The organism is Streptomyces sp. NBC_00341 (assembly GCF_041435055.1).
GTDB lineage: Bacteria > Actinomycetota > Actinomycetes > Streptomycetales > Streptomycetaceae > Streptomyces.
In genome coordinates, this window is sequence record NZ_CP108002.1 from 3,896,259 (window position 1) to 3,912,660 (window position 16,402).

Consider the following 16,402-nt stretch of genomic DNA (forward strand, 5'->3'; position numbering starts at 1 on the left):
CCGGTTCAGTTCTCGCTGAGCCGGCTGCTCAGCCACTCCAGGGCGGCGGGGATCTCCCGGCGCCAGGTGTTGAAGTTGTGCCCGCCGCTGCCGAGCACGATCGAGGAGGCCTGCGCCGGCGACTTCACCTTGGCCAGGAACTTCTTCGTGTCCGCGTAGTTCGCCTCGCCGTGGCGGGAGGTCGTCACCAGGAACGACGAGTCGGGCATCGGCCGGTGGTCCAGGGTCCACAGCAGGTCGGCGTGGTCCCGGGCCCCCTGGTCGCCGTGGAAGAGGTCGCCGGTCGTCGGGTCCTCCGCCGCCTTGTAGTACGCGGAGAGCCCCGCGCTCGCCGTGAACCGGTCCGGGTGGTGCAGCCCGATCTTCAGGGCGCAGTAACCGCCGGTCGAGTTGCCGATGATGCCCCAGTTACGGGCGCGGCTGCCCACCCGGTAGGCGGCCGAGACCGCGCGCGGCAGATCCTGCGCGAAGAACGTCTCGGTCTGCGGTCCGCCCTTTATGTCCACGCACTCGGTGTCCCGGGGCGGCGCCAGCGTCGGCCGCAGCATCACCAGGATCATCGGCTGCGACCGTCCGGCCTTCACCTGATCGAGTGCCGTACGCGGGTAGCGCAGCCCCTTGAGGAGGTTCTCCGAAGTGCCCGGGTAGCCCGTGAGTACCACCACCGCGGGGAACTTCCGCCGGGCGTACGCCGGCTGGAAGTACTCCGGCGGCAGGTACACGTACGCCGAGCTCTCGATCCCGGAGTGCCGCCCCGCGATCACCACCTTGTCGATCCGGCCGCCCCTGGTGGCCAGCGAACCGCCCGGCACGTCGGGCCGCTGCGTCCCCACCCGGACGATGTTCTTCGCGGCCAGGGTCCCGGCGGCGTGGTCGTTGACCACGCCCAGATCCTGCTTCTGGCCGAACAGGTCCGCCCAGGAGCCGTAGAAGAGGAACGTGTTGTTGGCCATCAGGCCGACCGAGGCGAAGACCGCCACCTGGGTCGCCAGGAGCAGTCCGACCCTGCCGAACACCATGGGGACACTGCGCCGGGCGAACCTCGGCCAGAGCCAGACGGTGACGGCGAACAGCACGACGGCCAGCGTGATCGCCAGGATCAGCACTGCCTTGCCGGTAAGGCCCATGACGGTTGAACTTTCTGTCAGGAAATTTCCCGGATACGGGTGAACCCTCCACCCGGAAGGCTCGTCCTAGAGGTCGCACAGCGTCCGCCGGGCTCCGGCCGACGCACTCCACACACCTCACGCGGAACCACGGGAAGCGATGTCTGTCACGCTAGATGGGGATAAATCGGGATCGGTTCCGAATAGCGCACGCAAGTTCGTGCGCGGACCGCGACCCGAGACCGTACCGGTGCTCGTCGGCACCGCCTGCACCGTAGTCGGCCTGATCGACGTCGCCGCCGGGGTCTTCCCCCGCTTCCGCCACAGCCGGATGCACACCCTCGCCGAGGTCCTGCCCGGCGCCCTCGGCCCCTTCGCCGCCGCGCTCTCGCTGAGCGCCGGCGTCCTGCTGCTGCTCCTGGCCCACGGCCTCAAGCGGCACAAGCGACGGGCCTGGCGGGCGGCCGTCGTGCTGCTCCCGGCCGGTGCGCTGTCCCAGTTCCTCTACCGGCACTCGGTGCTGGGCGCGGCCGTCTCCCTGACGCTCTGCTATCTGCTGGTACGCCACCGGAGTGAGTTCGCGGCGCTCCCCGACCCGCGCAGCCGCTGGCGGGCCCTGGCCAACTTCGTCCTGCTCGGCGCGGGTTCGCTCGGCCTCGGCCTGGTCATCGTCAGCGTCCACCCCGGCCGGCTGGTCGGGAACCCCAGCATCGCCGACCGGCTCCAGCACGTGCTGTACGGCCTGTTCGGCTTCGAGGGCCCGGTCGAGTACGCCGGTGTCACCTCCTGGACCGTGGCCTACTCGCTCGGCGCGCTCGGCCTGCTGACCGCCGTCACCACCATCTACTTCGCGTTCCGCCCCGAACACCCGGCCGCCCGCCTCACCGAGGACGACGAGGCCCGGCTGCGCGCGCTGCTGGAACGGCACGGGCGCCGCGACTCGCTCGGCCACTTCGCGCTCCGCCGCGACAAGGCCGTGGTGTTCTCCCCCAGCGGCAAGGCCGCCGTCTGCTACCGCGTGGTGTCCGGGGTGATGCTGGCCAGCGGCGACCCGATCGGTGACGTGGAGGCCTGGCCGGGCGCCATCGAACGGTTCATGGACGAGGCCAGGGCCCACTCCTGGACCCCGGCCGTGATGGGCTGCGGCGAGACCGGCGGCGAGGTCTGGACCCGCGAGACCGGACTGGCCGCCCTCGAACTCGGGGACGAGGCGGTGGTGGATGTCGCGGATTTCTCCCTCGCCGGACGGGCCATGCGCAACGTACGCCAGATGGTGAAGCGCATCGAGCGCGGCGGCTACGAGACCCGGGTCCGGCGCGTGGCTGACATCGGTGAGGCCGAGCTCGCCCGCATCCGGCGGGCCGCCGCCGACTGGCGCGGCACCGACAACGAGCGCGGCTTCTCCATGGCGCTGGGCCGGATCGGTGACGGCGCCGACGGGGACTGCTTCATCGCCACCGCCCACAAGGCCGACGAACAGAGTGCCGAATCCCCGTACGGCGACCTGAAGGCCGTGCTCCACTTCGTCCCCTGGGGCACCGACGGCATGTCCCTGGACCTCATGCGCCGCGACCGCGCCGCCGACCCGGGGATGAACGAGCTGCTGATCGTCGCCTCCCTGCAGGCCGCGCCCCGGCTCGGCATCACCCGGGTCTCGCTGAACTTCGCGATGTTCCGCTCCGCGCTGGCCCGCGGCGAGAAGCTGGGCGCGGGACCGGTGCTGCGGGTCTGGCGCGGACTGCTGATCTTCCTGTCGCGCTGGTTCCAGATCGAGTCGCTGTACAAGTTCAACGCCAAGTTCCGGCCCCGCTGGGAGCCCCGCTTCGTGGTCTACCGCGCCGCCCGCGACCTGCCCCGGATCTCGCTGGCCGCGATGCAGGCCGAGGGCTTCGTCAGCTTCGCGCTGCCCCGTCCGCTGGCCCGCCGGCTGCCCTCTGGCGAGCGGCGCCCCTGTGCGCACACCCGGCCCCCCGCACCGGAGCAGGGCGTCCACCCGGCGTAACAGTCCCCGTCACGGGCCTAGGCTTGGTCGTATGAGTACGTTGCGTGGACGAGGCACGGTCCAGGGCCTGCCGGAGTGGGACCGCTGTGCGGTCATGGGTGTCGTCAATGTGACCCCCGACTCCTTCTCCGACGGGGGCCGCTGGTTCGACACCACGACGGCCGTCAAGCACGGTCTCGACCTGGTGGGCGAGGGCGCCGACCTGGTCGACGTCGGCGGTGAGTCGACCCGCCCCGGAGCCAGCCGGGTGGACGAGTCCGAGGAGCTGCGCCGGGTCGTCCCGGTGGTCCGCGGACTCGTCTCCGAAGGCGTCACGGTCTCCGTGGACACCATGCGGGCCCGGGTCGCGGAGCAGGCCGTCGAGGCGGGCGCGGTCCTCGTCAACGACGTGAGCGGCGGGCTCGCGGACCCGGACATGGTCCCGGTCGTCGCCACCGCCGGGGTGCCCTTCGTCGTCATGCACTGGCGCGGCTTCAGCGAGACGATGAACAGCCGGGCGGTCTACGGGGACGTCGTCGCGGAGGTCGTCGAGGAGCTGCGGACCCGGATGGACGCCGTGGTCTCGGGCGGTGTCGCCCCCGAACGCATCGTGATAGACCCCGGCCTCGGTTTCGCCAAGGACGCCGGCCACGACCTCTCGCTCATCGCCCGTCTGGACGCCCTGCACGCCCTGGGCCGTCCCCTACTGGTCGCCGCCTCCCGGAAGCGGTTCCTGGGCCACGTACTGGCCGGTCCGGGCGCCGCCCCGCCGCCCGCCCGCGAACGTGACGCGGCCACCGCCGCGATCTCCGCGCTCGCCGCCCGCTCCGGCGCCTGGGCCGTCCGGGTCCACGAGGTACGGGCCACCGCCGACGCCGTACGCGTCGCCCGCGCCGTCGAGGGAGCCGCGTGAACGAGTCGCGGGACGAGCACGCGGACGCGGCCGCCGACATCGAGGCGGTCGAGCTGGCCAACACCGCCTTCTACGAGGCGATGGAGCGCGGGGACCTCGACGAACTCACCGGGCTCTGGCTGCCCGGCGACGACCTCACCGTCTCCTGCGTCCACCCGGGCTGGCCGGTGCTCACCGGCCGCGGCGAGGTGCTGCGCAGCTACGCGCTGATCATGGCGAACACCGAGTACATCCAGTTCTTCCTGACCGACGTCGGGGTGTCCATGACCGGCGACACCGCCCTGGTCACCTGCACGGAGAACATCCTCAGCGGCGGACCCGCGGAGGAGGGCAGCTCGCTGGGGCCGCTGGTGGGCCAGCTGGTGGTCGCCACCAATGTGTTCCGGCGCACTCCCGACGGCTGGAAGCTCTGGTCCCACCACGGTTCGCCCGTACTGGCCGAAACCGGTGAGGAAGAGGACGAAGAGTCCGCCTCCTGAATGGGTACAAGCCCGGTGGAGGACCGAATCGCGACTCCCCGGGATTGGAATCGGGCACATCGGGGTATCTGCGGCTACCCGGCCCCGTGCGGTCCGCCGTGGGCCCCACAGGCGAGTGCTGTCGGTGCCCGCAGGTAGATTCCAGTGAGGGCAGGGCGCCGCCCGCACGCGGCCCGTGCCCCTACGACCAACAACAGCAGGAGTGATTCGCGTGGATCGTGTCGCGCTGCGCGGCCTCAAGGCCCGTGGGCACCATGGTGTCTTTCCCCGGGAACGGGAAGAGGGACAGACGTTCATCGTGGACTTGGTGCTCGGCCTCGACACCCGCCCCGCGGCAGCCTCCGACGACCTGACGAAGACCGTGCACTACGGCGTGGTCGCGGAGGAGGTCGTCGATGTCGTCAAGGGCGAACCCGTCGATCTGATCGAGACGCTCGCGGAGCGCATCGCCCAGCAGTGCCTCAAGCACGAAGGCGTCGAGGAGGTGGAGGTCGTGGTGCACAAGCCGGATGCGCCCATCACCGTGCCCTTCGACGACGTCACCATCACCATCACCCGGAGCCGAGCATGACTGCATTTTCTACCGAGGGGCAGAGCGACCCGACCGTACAGCCGGTTCCCGCCTCCGTGGTCGAACAGGTGGACGCCGCGGACATCACCCTCTCCAACCCCAAACGCGCCGTGATCTCCCTGGGCTCCAACCTCGGCAACCGCCTGGAGACCCTCCAGGGAGCCATCGACGCCCTGGAGGACACCCCCGGCCTCCGGGTCAAGGCGGTCTCCCCGGTGTACGAGACGGAGCCCTGGGGCGTCGACCCCGGCTCCCAGCCGTCGTACTTCAACGCGGTCGTCGTCGTGAAGACCACGCTGCCCCCGTCCTCCCTCCTGGAGCGCGGCCAGGCCATCGAGGAGGCCTTCGACCGGGTCCGCGAGGAGCGCTGGGGCCCGCGCACGATCGACGTCGACATCGTGGCGTACGCCGATGTGGTCTCCGACGATCCGGTGCTCACCCTCCCGCACCCGCGGGCCCGCGAGCGCGCCTTCGTCCTTGCCCCGTGGCACGACGTGGATCCGGCGGCCCAGCTGCCCGGCGTCGGCCCGGTCGCCGATCTGCTGGCCGGTGTCGGCCGCGGCGGCGTACTGCCCCGGGCCGACCTGGAACTCCGGCTGCCCGAGTAGTCGTTAGGCTCTGGGGACAGCAGGAAAGATCACAGCGGCACAGATCACAGGCGGCGAAGGGCGGCTCACCCGGTGAAGCAACTACGGCTCGGAGTACTGGCGGGCCTCTTCGCCGCCGCCGGGGTGCTGTCCTGGGGCGGCGCCCGTCTCTGGGACTCCCTCGGCACCCTGCCGAGCGTGCCGCTGGCCGCCCCCATCGTGCTCGCGGTGATCGCCGTCGTCCTGCTGGCGACGGCGCTCTCCATCCGCTCCCGGCTGCGCGCCCAGCGTGAGCGCCGGCCGGGCGCGAAGGGCGTCGAGCCCCTGATGGCGGCCCGTGCCGTGGTCTTCGGCCAGGCCAGCGCCCTGGTCGTCGCCCTGGTCGCCGGGATGTACGGCGGCGCCGGCGTCTTCCTGCTGGGCTCCCTGGACATGCCGGCCCGCCGCGACCAGGCGATCTACGCCGGCTTCGCGGTCCTGGCCGGCATCGCGGTGATAGCCGCCGCCCTCTTCCTGGAACGCGTCTGCAAGCTCCCGGACGACGAGGACGACAACAAGAACGCGGCGGGGGCCTAGGGCCTTCCCCCGCGGTCCCGAAACCCGCCCGCCCGCCGGGTCAGCGGGCCATGATCAGGCTCATCGCCTCGGCCCTCGTCGCGGGGTCGCGGAGCTGTCCGCGCACCGCGGAGGTCAGTGTCTTCGCACCGGGCTTGCGGATACCGCGCATCGACATGCACATGTGCTCGCACTCGACGACGACGATGACGCCGCGCGGCTCCAGGATCGTCATCAGCGACTCGGCGATCTGCGTGGTCAGCCGCTCCTGGACCTGCGGCCGCCGGGCGTAGACGTCCACCAGCCGGGCCAGCTTCGACAGGCCGGTGATCTTGCCGCTGGTCGCCGGGATGTACCCGACATGCGCGACCCCGTGGAACGGCACCAGATGATGTTCACAGGTGCTGTACACCTCGATGTCCTTGACCAGCACCATCTCGTCGTGACCGAGGTCGAACGTGGTCGTGAGGACGTCCTCGGGCGCCTGGTACAGGCCCGCGAAGATCTCCTGGTACGCCCGTGCCACCCGCCCCGGGGTCTCCCGCAGCCCTTCTCGGTCCGGGTCCTCGCCCACGGCGATGAGGAGCTCGCGTACGGCCGCCGCCGCCCGCTTCTCGTCGAACTCACCGATCGGTTCCTGGCCGTCCAGCGTCACCGGGTCGGTCATCTGTGCCTCGTTCCATTGAGCTGTCAGCTGCGTGGACATTCGCGCAGATATACGAAAGCCGCGCCCCCACAGGCTAAAACCTGGAGGACGCGGCTTCCATTCCGGGCCCGTCCGAACCCCTGTGACGGGGGTCGCACGGATTCGGTCTAGCTGTCGGGACGATCCTCGGGGATCGACTCGGTGGCCGGGACGATGTCCGCGACCGGGGAGCCGTTCGCCGTGGTGGCGCCGTTGGTGAGGGCGAGCTCCTTCGGGGAGAGCACCGGCGGCCGGGTGGACGGCGTGCGCCGGGCGGACCCGGTCCACGCCGGACGGGCCGGACGCTTGACGATCGGAGCGAAGATCTCGGCGATCTCCGCCTTGCCGAGGGTCTCCTTCTCAAGGAGCTGGAGAACCAGTGCGTCCAGAACGTCTCGGTTCTCGACCAGGATCTCCCACGCGTCGTTGTGCGCGCTCTCGATGAGCTTCTTGACCTCTTCGTCGACCAGCGCGGCGACCTCTTCCGAGTAGTCGCGCTGGTGGCCCATCTCGCGGCCCACGAAGGGTTCGGTGTTGTCGCCGCCGAACTTGATCGCGCCGAGCCGCTCCGTCATGCCGTACTGCGTGACCATCGCGCGGGCCGTTGCGGTGGCCTTCTCGATGTCGTTCGCAGCGCCGGTGGTCGGATCGTGGAAGACCAGCTCCTCGGCCGCGCGCCCGCCCAGCATGTAAGCCAGCTGGTCGAGCATCTCGTTGCGCGTCGTGGAGTACTTGTCCTCCTCCGGGAGCACCATCGTGTAACCGAGGGCGCGGCCGCGGGAGAGGATCGTGATCTTGTGGACCGGGTCCGACTGAGGTGAGGCCGCCGCGACCAGGGCGTGTCCGCCCTCGTGGTACGCGGTGATCTTCTTCTCCTTCTCGGACATGATCCGGGTCCGCTTCTGCGGACCCGCCACGACGCGGTCGATGGCCTCGTCGAGCATGTTGTTGTCGATCAGCTTCAGATTGCCGCGCGCCGTGAGGAGCGCCGCTTCGTTCAGCACGTTCGACAGGTCGGCACCGGTGAAGCCGGGCGTACGACGGGCAACGGCGCCGAGATCGACGTCCGGTGCGACGGGCTTGCCCTTCTGGTGGACCTTGAGGATCTCCAGCCGGCCGATCATGTCCGGCCGGTCGACCGCGATCTGCCGGTCGAAGCGTCCCGGGCGCAGCAGCGCCGGGTCGAGGATGTCCGGCCGGTTCGTGGCGGCGATCAGGATGACGCCGCCCTTCACGTCGAAGCCGTCCATCTCGACGAGCAGCTGGTTCAGCGTCTGCTCGCGCTCGTCGTGACCGCCGCCCATACCGGCACCGCGGTGCCGGCCGACGGCGTCGATCTCGTCGACGAAGACGATCGCCGGGGCGTTCGCCTTGGCCTGCTCGAAGAGGTCACGCACTCGGGAGGCACCGACACCGACGAACATCTCGACGAAGTCGGAACCGGAGATCGAGTAGAACGGGACGCCCGCCTCGCCGGCCACGGCGCGTGCGAGCAGCGTCTTACCCGTACCGGGAGGCCCGTACAGCAGGACACCCTTGGGGATCTTGGCGCCGACGGCCTGGAACTTCGCCGGCTCCTGGAGGAACTCCTTGATCTCGTAGAGCTCCTCGACCGCCTCGTCCGAGCCCGCCACATCGGAGAACGTCGTCTTCGGGGTGTCCTTGGTGATCAGCTTGGCCTTGGACTTGCCGAACTGCATGACCTTGGAACCGCCACCCTGCATCTGGTTCATCAGAAACAGGAAGACGACCACGATGAGAACGAAGGGCAGCAGCGAGAAGAGGATCGAGACGAACGGGGACTGCTTCGACGGCGAGACGGTGTAACCCTTCTCGATGTCACCGCCCTCGAACTTCTTCTGCAGCATGTCGGCGAGCTCGACGCCCTGGTTGCCGATGTAGCTGGCCTGGAACTTGCTGCCGGACTCGCCGGAGAGTTTCTGGCCGTCCTTCAGCTCAATCTTGAGGATTTGATCGTCACCGGTGGTCAGCTTGGCCTGCTCCACCTGGTTCTTACTGATCGCCTGGATCACCTTGCCGGTGTCCACCGTCTTGTAGCCGCCGCCCGAGCCGACGACATTCATCAGCACGACCACGGCGAGGACGGCCAGCACGATCCACATGACCGGCCCACGGAAGTATCGCTTCACGTCCATCCATACGGAGCGAAGACGCCCCGTCCCTCCTGCCCGTAGGTAAATGCTGCTGTGAGTAAAGACTGTTCTTCGGACGGTACCCCAGCATTGTCACCGACGACCGCCGGGGACGTCTGTCAAACCCGCCTTCGAAGGCTCAACGGCGGGAAATCCGTGAGGGTTCCCCGGAGTCGGTGCGGGTTGCGCGGGTCCTGGTCAGCCGCCGTAGACGTGCGGGGCGAGCGTGCCGACGAAGGGGAGGTTGCGGTACTTCTCCGCGTAGTCCAGCCCGTAGCCGACGACGAACTCGTTGGGGATGTCGAATCCGACCCACTTGCAGTCGAGCGCGACCTTCGCCGCGTCGGGCTTGCGCAGCAGGGTGCAGATCTCCAGCGAGGCGGGCTCGCGCGAGCCCAGGTTCGACATCAGCCAGGACAGGGTCAGACCCGAGTCGATGATGTCCTCGACGATCAGGACGTGCTTGCCCTTGATGTCGGTGTCCAGGTCCTTGAGGATCCGGACGACACCGGAGGACTGGGTGCCCGCTCCGTACGAGGAGACGGCCATCCAGTCCATGGTGACGGGGGTGGACAGGGCGCGCGCCAGGTCGGCCATGACCATCACCGCGCCCTTGAGGACACCGACGAGGAGCAGGTCCTTGCCCGCGTACTCCGCGTCGATCTTCGCGGCCAGCTCGACGAGCTTCGCGTCGATCTCTTCCTTGGTGAGGAGCACCGACTGAAGGTCGGTACCCATGTCCTTCTCGTTCACCCGCGTCTCTTTCTTTGCCTGCCGGTCCGGGTGGTGTCCCGGACCTGCGCGGCCGCTCGCCTGCATGTCAGCCGCTTGTGCGTCAGCTCTGCCGAATCACCAGTCTGCCACCCTGGCGCAGGGCTTCGACGCGGCCGGGCAGGTTGATGGCCTGCTGGCCGCGCCAGCCGGTGATGAGGCGGTCGACTTCCTCGATGTGCCGGGCGAAGAGCGAACCGGCCGGGGAGCCCGCCTCTATGGCCGCCCGGCGCAGTACCCGGCGGCGCACCGCGGGCGGCAGGACGCAGAGCTTGGCGCACTCCAGGAGGCCCGCTTCGTCGCGTACGTCACGCCCCGCCTCCGCGGCCCAGGTGTCCAGGGCGTCGGCGTCGTCGCGGGAGAGCTGTGCCGTACGGGCGAGGGCCTCGACGACTCCTTTGCCCAGCGCCTTCTCCAGGGCGGGCAGGCCCTCGTGACGCAGCCGGGAGCGGGTGTAGGCGGGGTCGATGTTGTGCGGGTCGTCCCAGACCGTCAGGGACTGGACCAGGCAGGCCTTGCGGGCGGTCTGCCGGTCGAGCTGGAGGAAGGGGCGGCGGTAGCGGCCGGCCGGGCCGGACGCGGCGGCCATGCCGGAGAGGGAGCGGATGCCGGAGCCGCGGGCGAGCCCCAGCAGCACCGTCTCCGCCTGGTCGTCGCGGGTGTGGCCGAGCAGGACGGCGGTCGCGCCGTGGCGTTCGGCCGCCGCGTCCAGTGCGGCGTAGCGCGCGTCGCGGGCGGCGGCCTCCGGTCCGCCGTCGTGGCCGACCCGGACCGCGACGGCCTCGACCGGGTCGAGGTCCATGGCGGTGAGGCGGCCGACGACCTCGGTGGCCCGGGTGTCGGAGCCGTCCTGGAGGCCGTGGTCGACGGTGATGCCGCCGGCCCTGACGGGGAGTTTGCGGGCCTCGAAGGCGAGGGCGGAGGCGAGCGCCATGGAATCGGCGCCACCGGAGCATGCCACCAGCACCAGAGGGGTATCGGGTCGTTCGGGAAGTGCGGCGCGCCGCCGGCCTGCACCGGCTTCGGCGAGCTCGGGGTGCGGGGCGCGTCCGGCGTGCGGAGCTCGTTCGGTCTGTTCGGCGAAGTCGGTTTCGGCGAAGTCGGTGATGACGTCGTGGAGTACGCGGCGGACCGCCAGGCGTATCGCCGCGACCGCAGGATGGGGACCCATGTCCGGTGCCCTTCGTGAAGTTTCGGAGGGGAGCCTCGGAGTGCCGGGACAGGAAAGAGTGCCGTCACTCAGAGTGCGTCGATGGTGACAGAGCAATGCCGTTCAACGAGCATTGCACGCCTTCCCATGCCCCTACGGTCCCTCGGATGGGTGATTACCGGCGCGTTCGACTGTTGCCGCGAGCCCCTGTTCGCGCCGTGATCATGACTCTGCCTTACGGTGCACCCTCGCGATCCAGTCCGCCGGCCTGGCGATCTCCGCCTTGGTCGGGAGGGTGTTGGGCGAGGTCCAGACCCGGTTGAAGCCGTCCATGCCGACCTCGTCGACCACGGCGCGCACGAACCGCTCGCCGTCGCGGTACTGGCGCAGCTTCGCGTCGAGGCCCAGGAGCTTGCGCAGCGCCTGGTCGAGCCGGCTCGCGCCGCGCGCCCTGCGCTGCTGGAACTTCTCCCGGATCTCCCCGACGGACGACACCACTTCGGGGCCGACGCCGTCCATCACGTAGTCCGCGTGCCCCTCCAGCAGGGACATCACCGCGGTGAGCCGGCCGAGGATCTCGCGCTGGGCGGGCGTCTGCACGACCTCGACGAGGCTGCGTCCGCCGTCCTCGCCCTCCTCGCCCTCCGGCCGGCCGCCGGCCAGCGACTGGGCGGCCTCGCGGAGCCGTTCCAGCACGGTCATCGGGTCGACGTCGGTCTCGTCCAGGAATGACTGGATCTCGCCCTGGAGATGGTCGCGGAGCCAGGGCACCGCGGTGAACTGGGTGCGGTGGGTCTCCTCGTGGAGGGCGACCCAGAGGCGGAAGTCGTGCGGGTCCACCTCCAGTTCCCGTTCGACGTGGACGATGTTCGGGGCGACGAGCAGGAGCCTGCCGCCGCCGTCGGCCGAGGCGGGGAGGTCACGGGTGGCGGGGGCGAACGTCTCGTACTGGCCGAGGACCCGGGAGGCCAGGAACGACAGCAGCATCCCCACCTCGACCCCGGTCACCTTGGAGCCGACCGCGCCGAGCACGGCGCCGCCCGCGCCGCCGCCGCGGCGTTCCTCCATCTTGTCCAGGAGGGGGCGCAGCAGTTCGCGGAAGCCCGCGACGTTCGCCTTGATCCAGCCGGCCCGGTCGACGACCAGGACCGGGGTGTCCTCCGGTTCGGTCCCTTCCGGGATCATCCGGGTGAAGGCGCGGACGTGTTCCTCCGCGGCCTTGGCGTGCCTGCGCAGCTCCGCGACGACCTCGCGGGCCTCCTCGCGGCTGATCTCCGGCCCCGGCCGCACAAATCGAGTCGCGGTCGCAACCGCGAGCTTCCAGTCGACCATCCCCGCACCACCGATGCTCGTCATGCGTCAACCGTACGTGCTCGGTCCCTGGACCGAGCGGCAAATGGGTGGCTGCCGTCAGCGCTTGCCGGCGGCCAGGGCGGTGGCGAGCGAGTCGAGGGCGGACTGGGCCGCGGGCGGGTCTGTGGTGCCCGATGCCAGGAAAGCGAACGCGAGCAGCCTGCCGTGCGGGTCCACGACGGTGCCGGCGAGGGTGTTGACGCCGGTGAGGGTGCCCGTCTTGGCGCGGATCAGGCCGGTGCCGCCGGACTTCGTCGTGTAGCGGCCGCTCAGCGTGCCGCTGAAGCCGGCCACCGGGAGGCCGGAGAGGACGGAGCGCAGTTCGGGGTGGTCCGGATCGGCCGTACGGGCGAGCAGGCCGGCGAGCAGCGCGGCGGTGACCTTGTCGTGGCGGTCGAGTCCGCTGCCGTCGCTGAGGACCACGCCCTTCAGCGGCAGTTTCAGCTTCTTCAGCTGGGCGGTGACCGCCCGTCGGCCGCCGGCGAAGTCCACCGGTTCGCCCGCGGCCAGCGCGGTCTGCCGGGCGAGCGCCTCCGCGATGTCGTTGTCGCTGTTGGTCAGCGCCCGCTCGATGAGCCCGGACAGCGGGGCGGAGAGGTGCTTGGCGACGGGACGGGACTTCGCGGCCGCCCGGCCCGCCTCCGGCCCGGACTCGGTGTCGACGCCGGCCTGGTCCAGCAGTTCGCCGAAGGCGTCGGCGGCGTCCCGGGCGGGGTCCGTACCGCGCTGGGCGGGCCCGCTCGTGGTGTCGTCGAGGCGGCCCTCGTTGACCATCAGGGCGCTCAGCGGGGCGATGTTCTCGTTGGGGCCGATCGGGTGGAGTGCGGGCCCGGAGTAGCCGGAGGTGTCGTACCGGAGGCGGACCGCGTGGACGCCGGCGGCCTTGACGGCGCGGGCGGTGTCTGCGGCCAGGGTGCGCAGCGCCGCCCGGTCGAGGGTGGGGTCGCCGCCGCCGACCAGGGTCACGGTGCGGGAGTCGGCGGAGGCCCGCACGGTGGTGGGGATGCGGTGGTCGGGGCCGAGGGCGGTCAGGGCGGCGACGGTGGTGGCGATCTTGACCGTGGAGGCCGGGGTCATGGGGGCGTCGGCCCCCTTCCCGTACAGCCGCCTGCCGGTGGCGGTGTCGATGACGACGGCGCTGCGCCGGGTGCCGAGCGCGGAGTCCTTCAGCAGGGGGTCCAGTACGGAGCCGAGTCCGGCCGCCGCGCCGTCCTGGGTTTCCGGGGCGGACCGGTCCGCGGAGGTGCCGAGCGCGGCGAGCACGGCCGGGGCGCTGGGTGCGGGGGCCGGTCCGGCGGGCGCGTCGGGGTCGTGATGTGCGCCACCCGTGCCGTCCCGGGCGGCGGCCCAGTCCTGCTCGGCCTTACGCTGACCCGAGTCCCAGGGACCGGCGGCAAGGACGACGCCGGCTGCGAGCGCCAGGCCGAGGGCGGCGGAGACGGCCGTGAACTGCCAGTTGTTCAGCCCGTTCCGCAGGCCGAGGTGGTCCTTCAGGGCCACCCCGCTCAGCTTGCCGAACGGCTTGACCGACGGTCTTTTCACCGGATCGTCCACCGTTGACCAGCCCCTTTCGCGAGCACACATCTCCGTGAGGGACACTTAACCATCAGTCGTATGTGTTGATCATGGAGGAGCCACCCGTGGAGTTCGACGTCGTTATCGAGATTCCGAAGGGTTCGCGGAACAAGTACGAGGTGGACCACGAGACCGGTCGGATCCGTCTGGACCGTCGGCTCTTCACCTCGACCAGTTACCCGGCGGACTACGGTTTCGTCGAGAACACCCTCGGCGAGGACGGCGACCCGCTGGACGCGCTGGTCATCCTGGAGGAGCCGACCTTCCCCGGCTGCCTCATCAAGTGCCGCGCCATCGGCATGTTCCGGATGACGGACGAGGCCGGCGGCGACGACAAGCTGCTGTGCGTGCCGGCCTCCGACCCCCGGGTGGAGCACCTGCGCGACATCCACCACGTGTCGGAGTTCGACCGCCTGGAGATCCAGCACTTCTTCGAGGTCTACAAGGACCTGGAGCCCGGCAAGTCCGTCGAGGGCGCCGACTGGGTCGGCCGCACCGAGGCCGAGGCCGAGATCGAGAACTCGTACAAGCGCCTGGAGGCGCAGGGCGGCGCGCACTGACGTTCCGTTCGCGGTTCCGTTCTGCGGTTCCGCTTGTGCGGTTCCGTTTCGCGCTCTGTTCGTGGTTCCGTTCGCGGTTCCGCTTGTGCATCCGCTCCAGCGACGGGCGGCACACCTTCACCGGTGTGCCGCCCGTTTCGCGTGGCCGCCCATCTCCGCGGCCATACTGGGCAGGAGCGCTACCGAAGACGCGCAGCCCGATGATGAGTGAGGTCAGTGGTGGCGGAACCGGGCGGTCCGGAGGACCAGAAGCCCCAGTCCGACGAGGCACGCAGCGCATTTTCCCAGCCCGCCGGGGTGGGGAGGTCGGCGTCGCCGTCGGAGGAGGACCACCCGACGTCGGAGTTCGCCCTTCCGGCCGGTCTGACGCCTGAGCCGCAGGGTCCGGGCGGCTCCTCCGGCACGGGTTCCGCTTCCGGTTCCGGTTCGGCCTCTGGCTCGGGCTCGGAAACGACCGGATCGGCCTTCGCCCCGCCGCGCACCTACAGCGCCCGGGACTCCCCCGCCTTCACGCCCGCGCACGGCATCCCGATGATCCGGCTGACCAAGGAAGCGCCCTGGCAGGACCGGATGCGCACGATGCTGCGGATGCCGGTGGCCGAGCGCCCGGCGCCCGAGCCGGTCCAGAAGCACGACGACGCGGGCCCCGCGGTGCCGCGCGTGCTCGACCTGACGCTGCGTATCGGCGAGCTGCTGCTGGCCGGCGGCGAGGGCGCGGAGGACGTCGAGGCGGCGATGTTCGCCGTGACCCGCAGCTACGGGCTGGACCGCTGCGAGCCGACCGTCACCTTCACGCTGCTGTCGATCTCGCACCAGCCCTCGCTGGTCGACGACCCGGTGACGGCGAGCCGTACCGTGCGCCGCAGAGGCACCGACTACACCCGGCTGGCCGCGGTCTTCCGGCTCATCGACGACATCACCACCGAGGAGGGCGAGGTCTCCCTGGAGGAGGCCTACCGGCGGCTCGCGGAGATCCGCAGGAACCGGCACCCGTACCCCGGCTGGGTGCTCACGCTGGCCGCCGGCGGCCTGGCGGGCGCGGCATCGGTGCTGGTCGGCGGCGGGTTCGTGGTCTTCCTGATCGCGGCGCTCGGCGCGATGCTCGGGGACCGGCTGGCCTGGCTGTGCGCCGGGCGCGGGCTTCCGGAGTTCTATCAGTTCGTGGTGGCGGCGATGCCGCCCGCCGCGCTGGGGGTGGCACTGACCCTGACCCACTGGTCGGACGTACGCCCGTCGGCCGTCATCACCGGTGGGCTGTTCGCGCTGCTGCCGGGGCGGGCCCTGGTGGCGGGGGTGCAGGACGGTCTGACCGGCTACTACATCACCGCGGCCGCGCGGCTCCTGGAAGTCATGTACTTCTTCATCGGGATCGTCGCGGGGGTGCTGCTGGTGCTCTACGGGGGCCTCCAGCTGGGGGCCCAGCTGAACCCGGAGGAGCGGCTGATCTCGCACGACCGGCCGTGGCTCCAGATCATGGCGTCGATGCTGCTGAGCCTGGCCTTCGCGATCCTGCTCCAGCAGGACCGGTCCACGGTGCTGGCGGTGACCCTGAACGGCGGTGTGGCCTGGGTGATCTTCGGCGCGATGGCCCGGACGGGCCAGATCTCGCCGGTGGCGGCGACGGCGGTGGCGGCCGGTCTGGTGGGGTTGTTCGGGCAGTTGTTCTCCCGGTACCGCTACACGTCGTCGCTGCCGTTCATCACGGCCGCGATCGGCCCGCTGCTACCCGGTTCAGCGACGTACTTCGGTCTGCTGGGCATCGCGCAGAACGAGCTGGACCGGGGTCTCGCCTCGCTGTCGACCGCGGTGGCGACGGCCGGGGCCATCGCCATCGGGGTGAACCTGGGAAGCGAGATCTCCCGGCTGTTCATGCGGGTGCCGGGCGCGATCGGCGGCGCGAACCGCCGCGCGGCCAAGCGGACGCGCGGCTTCTGATCCGGCAGTCCCGCGGCCGGGAGCGGGG

General features: G+C 70.7%; 15 protein-coding genes. 8 read left to right on the top strand and 7 right to left on the bottom strand.

The annotated features are described in order from the left end of the window. Positions 1 to 5 precede the first annotated feature (5 nt). Positions 6 to 1,127: an esterase family protein gene (locus tag OG892_RS17510; RefSeq protein WP_073733669.1), complete on the bottom strand. Its 1,122-nt coding sequence runs from the start codon at positions 1,125 to 1,127 to the stop codon at positions 6 to 8. Positions 1,128 to 1,266: 139 nt separating this feature from the next. Between OG892_RS17510 and OG892_RS17515 the strand changes: the two genes are divergently transcribed. The 6 genes from OG892_RS17515 to OG892_RS17540 all read left to right on the top strand — a co-directional run bounded on the left by OG892_RS17515 (position 1,267) and on the right by OG892_RS17540 (position 6,213). Further along, entirely contained in the window at positions 1,267 to 3,108 is a 1,842-nt protein-coding gene (locus OG892_RS17515) for a phosphatidylglycerol lysyltransferase domain-containing protein (RefSeq protein WP_371629644.1), read from the top strand. A 94-nt stretch (positions 3,109 to 3,202) separates the two neighbouring features. Further along, positions 3,203 to 4,000 (top strand): dihydropteroate synthase, encoded by a 798-nt coding sequence (gene folP / locus OG892_RS17520; protein ID WP_199884326.1) that lies wholly within the window; start codon positions 3,203 to 3,205, stop codon positions 3,998 to 4,000. Continuing rightward, positions 3,997 to 4,479, top strand: a complete 483-nt coding sequence (locus OG892_RS17525) for a nuclear transport factor 2 family protein (RefSeq protein ID WP_073733666.1) — start codon at positions 3,997 to 3,999, stop codon at positions 4,477 to 4,479. Before folP ends, OG892_RS17525 begins: the two co-directional genes overlap by 4 nt. Before the next feature lie 211 nt (positions 4,480 to 4,690). Further along, positions 4,691 to 5,050, top strand: coding sequence for a dihydroneopterin aldolase (gene folB / locus OG892_RS17530; RefSeq protein WP_073733665.1), 360 nt, complete (start codon positions 4,691 to 4,693; stop codon positions 5,048 to 5,050). Continuing rightward, positions 5,047 to 5,658: a 2-amino-4-hydroxy-6-hydroxymethyldihydropteridine diphosphokinase gene (gene folK / locus OG892_RS17535; RefSeq protein WP_024493347.1), complete on the top strand. Its 612-nt coding sequence runs from the start codon at positions 5,047 to 5,049 to the stop codon at positions 5,656 to 5,658. Before folB ends, folK begins: the two co-directional genes overlap by 4 nt. Before the next feature lie 72 nt (positions 5,659 to 5,730). Next, positions 5,731 to 6,213, top strand: coding sequence for a DUF3180 domain-containing protein (locus OG892_RS17540; protein ID WP_073733664.1), 483 nt, complete (start codon positions 5,731 to 5,733; stop codon positions 6,211 to 6,213). Positions 6,214 to 6,253: 40 nt separating this feature from the next. Here the strand turns inward: OG892_RS17540 and folE are convergent, their stop codons facing one another. From folE to dacB, 6 genes are all read right to left on the bottom strand, one after another. Continuing rightward, positions 6,254 to 6,859 carry a GTP cyclohydrolase I FolE gene (gene folE, locus OG892_RS17545; protein WP_073733663.1) on the bottom strand — a complete coding sequence of 202 codons (606 nt, stop codon included), beginning with the start codon at positions 6,857 to 6,859 and terminating at the stop codon, positions 6,254 to 6,256. 146 nt (positions 6,860 to 7,005) lie between these two features. Next, positions 7,006 to 9,033 (bottom strand): ATP-dependent zinc metalloprotease FtsH, encoded by a 2,028-nt coding sequence (gene ftsH, locus OG892_RS17550; RefSeq protein ID WP_073733662.1) that lies wholly within the window; start codon positions 9,031 to 9,033, stop codon positions 7,006 to 7,008. Between the two features lie 195 nt (positions 9,034 to 9,228). Then, the gene (hpt, locus tag OG892_RS17555; protein WP_037777945.1) at positions 9,229 to 9,768 is read right to left on the bottom strand and encodes a hypoxanthine phosphoribosyltransferase; all 540 of its coding nucleotides are present in this window, start codon (positions 9,766 to 9,768) and stop codon (positions 9,229 to 9,231) included. A 97-nt stretch (positions 9,769 to 9,865) separates the two neighbouring features. Then, complete coding sequence (tilS, locus tag OG892_RS17560; RefSeq protein WP_328866545.1) at positions 9,866 to 10,972, bottom strand: tRNA lysidine(34) synthetase TilS; 1,107 nt, start codon at positions 10,970 to 10,972, stop codon at positions 9,866 to 9,868. A 201-nt stretch (positions 10,973 to 11,173) separates the two neighbouring features. Beyond that, on the bottom strand, positions 11,174 to 12,307 hold the full coding sequence (locus OG892_RS17565) for a zinc-dependent metalloprotease (protein WP_073733660.1): 1,134 nt from the start codon (positions 12,305 to 12,307) through the stop codon (positions 11,174 to 11,176). A 54-nt stretch (positions 12,308 to 12,361) separates the two neighbouring features. After that, the gene (dacB, locus tag OG892_RS17570; protein ID WP_371629645.1) at positions 12,362 to 13,888 is read right to left on the bottom strand and encodes a D-alanyl-D-alanine carboxypeptidase/D-alanyl-D-alanine-endopeptidase; all 1,527 of its coding nucleotides are present in this window, start codon (positions 13,886 to 13,888) and stop codon (positions 12,362 to 12,364) included. Positions 13,889 to 13,944: 56 nt separating this feature from the next. Here dacB and OG892_RS17575 point away from each other — a divergent pair, with 56 nt between their 5' ends. Further along, positions 13,945 to 14,439, top strand: coding sequence for an inorganic diphosphatase (locus OG892_RS17575; RefSeq protein ID WP_024491916.1), 495 nt, complete (start codon positions 13,945 to 13,947; stop codon positions 14,437 to 14,439). 216 nt (positions 14,440 to 14,655) lie between these two features. Beyond that, positions 14,656 to 16,374, top strand: coding sequence for a threonine/serine exporter ThrE family protein (locus tag OG892_RS17580; protein ID WP_073733658.1), 1,719 nt, complete (start codon positions 14,656 to 14,658; stop codon positions 16,372 to 16,374). Positions 16,375 to 16,402 lie beyond the last annotated feature (28 nt).

What these genes read in the sequence shown, in the direction of transcription:
- OG892_RS17510 (WP_073733669.1), bottom strand. Translation starts at nt 1,127, where the DNA reads ATGGGCCTTACCGGCAAGGCAGTGCTGATCCTGGCGATCACGCTGGCC.
- OG892_RS17515 (WP_371629644.1), top strand. Translation starts at nt 1,267, where the DNA reads ATGTCTGTCACGCTAGATGGGGATAAATCGGGATCGGTTCCGAATAGC.
- folP (WP_199884326.1), top strand. Translation starts at nt 3,203, where the DNA reads ATGGGTGTCGTCAATGTGACCCCCGACTCCTTCTCCGACGGGGGCCGC.
- folK (WP_024493347.1), top strand. Translation starts at nt 5,047, where the DNA reads ATGACTGCATTTTCTACCGAGGGGCAGAGCGACCCGACCGTACAGCCG.
- folE (WP_073733663.1), bottom strand. Translation starts at nt 6,859, where the DNA reads ATGACCGACCCGGTGACGCTGGACGGCCAGGAACCGATCGGTGAGTTC.
- ftsH (WP_073733662.1), bottom strand. Translation starts at nt 9,033, where the DNA reads ATGGACGTGAAGCGATACTTCCGTGGGCCGGTCATGTGGATCGTGCTG.
- hpt (WP_037777945.1), bottom strand. Translation starts at nt 9,768, where the DNA reads ATGGGTACCGACCTTCAGTCGGTGCTCCTCACCAAGGAAGAGATCGAC.
- tilS (WP_328866545.1), bottom strand. Translation starts at nt 10,972, where the DNA reads ATGGGTCCCCATCCTGCGGTCGCGGCGATACGCCTGGCGGTCCGCCGC.
- OG892_RS17565 (WP_073733660.1), bottom strand. Translation starts at nt 12,307, where the DNA reads ATGACGAGCATCGGTGGTGCGGGGATGGTCGACTGGAAGCTCGCGGTT.
- dacB (WP_371629645.1), bottom strand. Translation starts at nt 13,888, where the DNA reads ATGTGTGCTCGCGAAAGGGGCTGGTCAACGGTGGACGATCCGGTGAAA.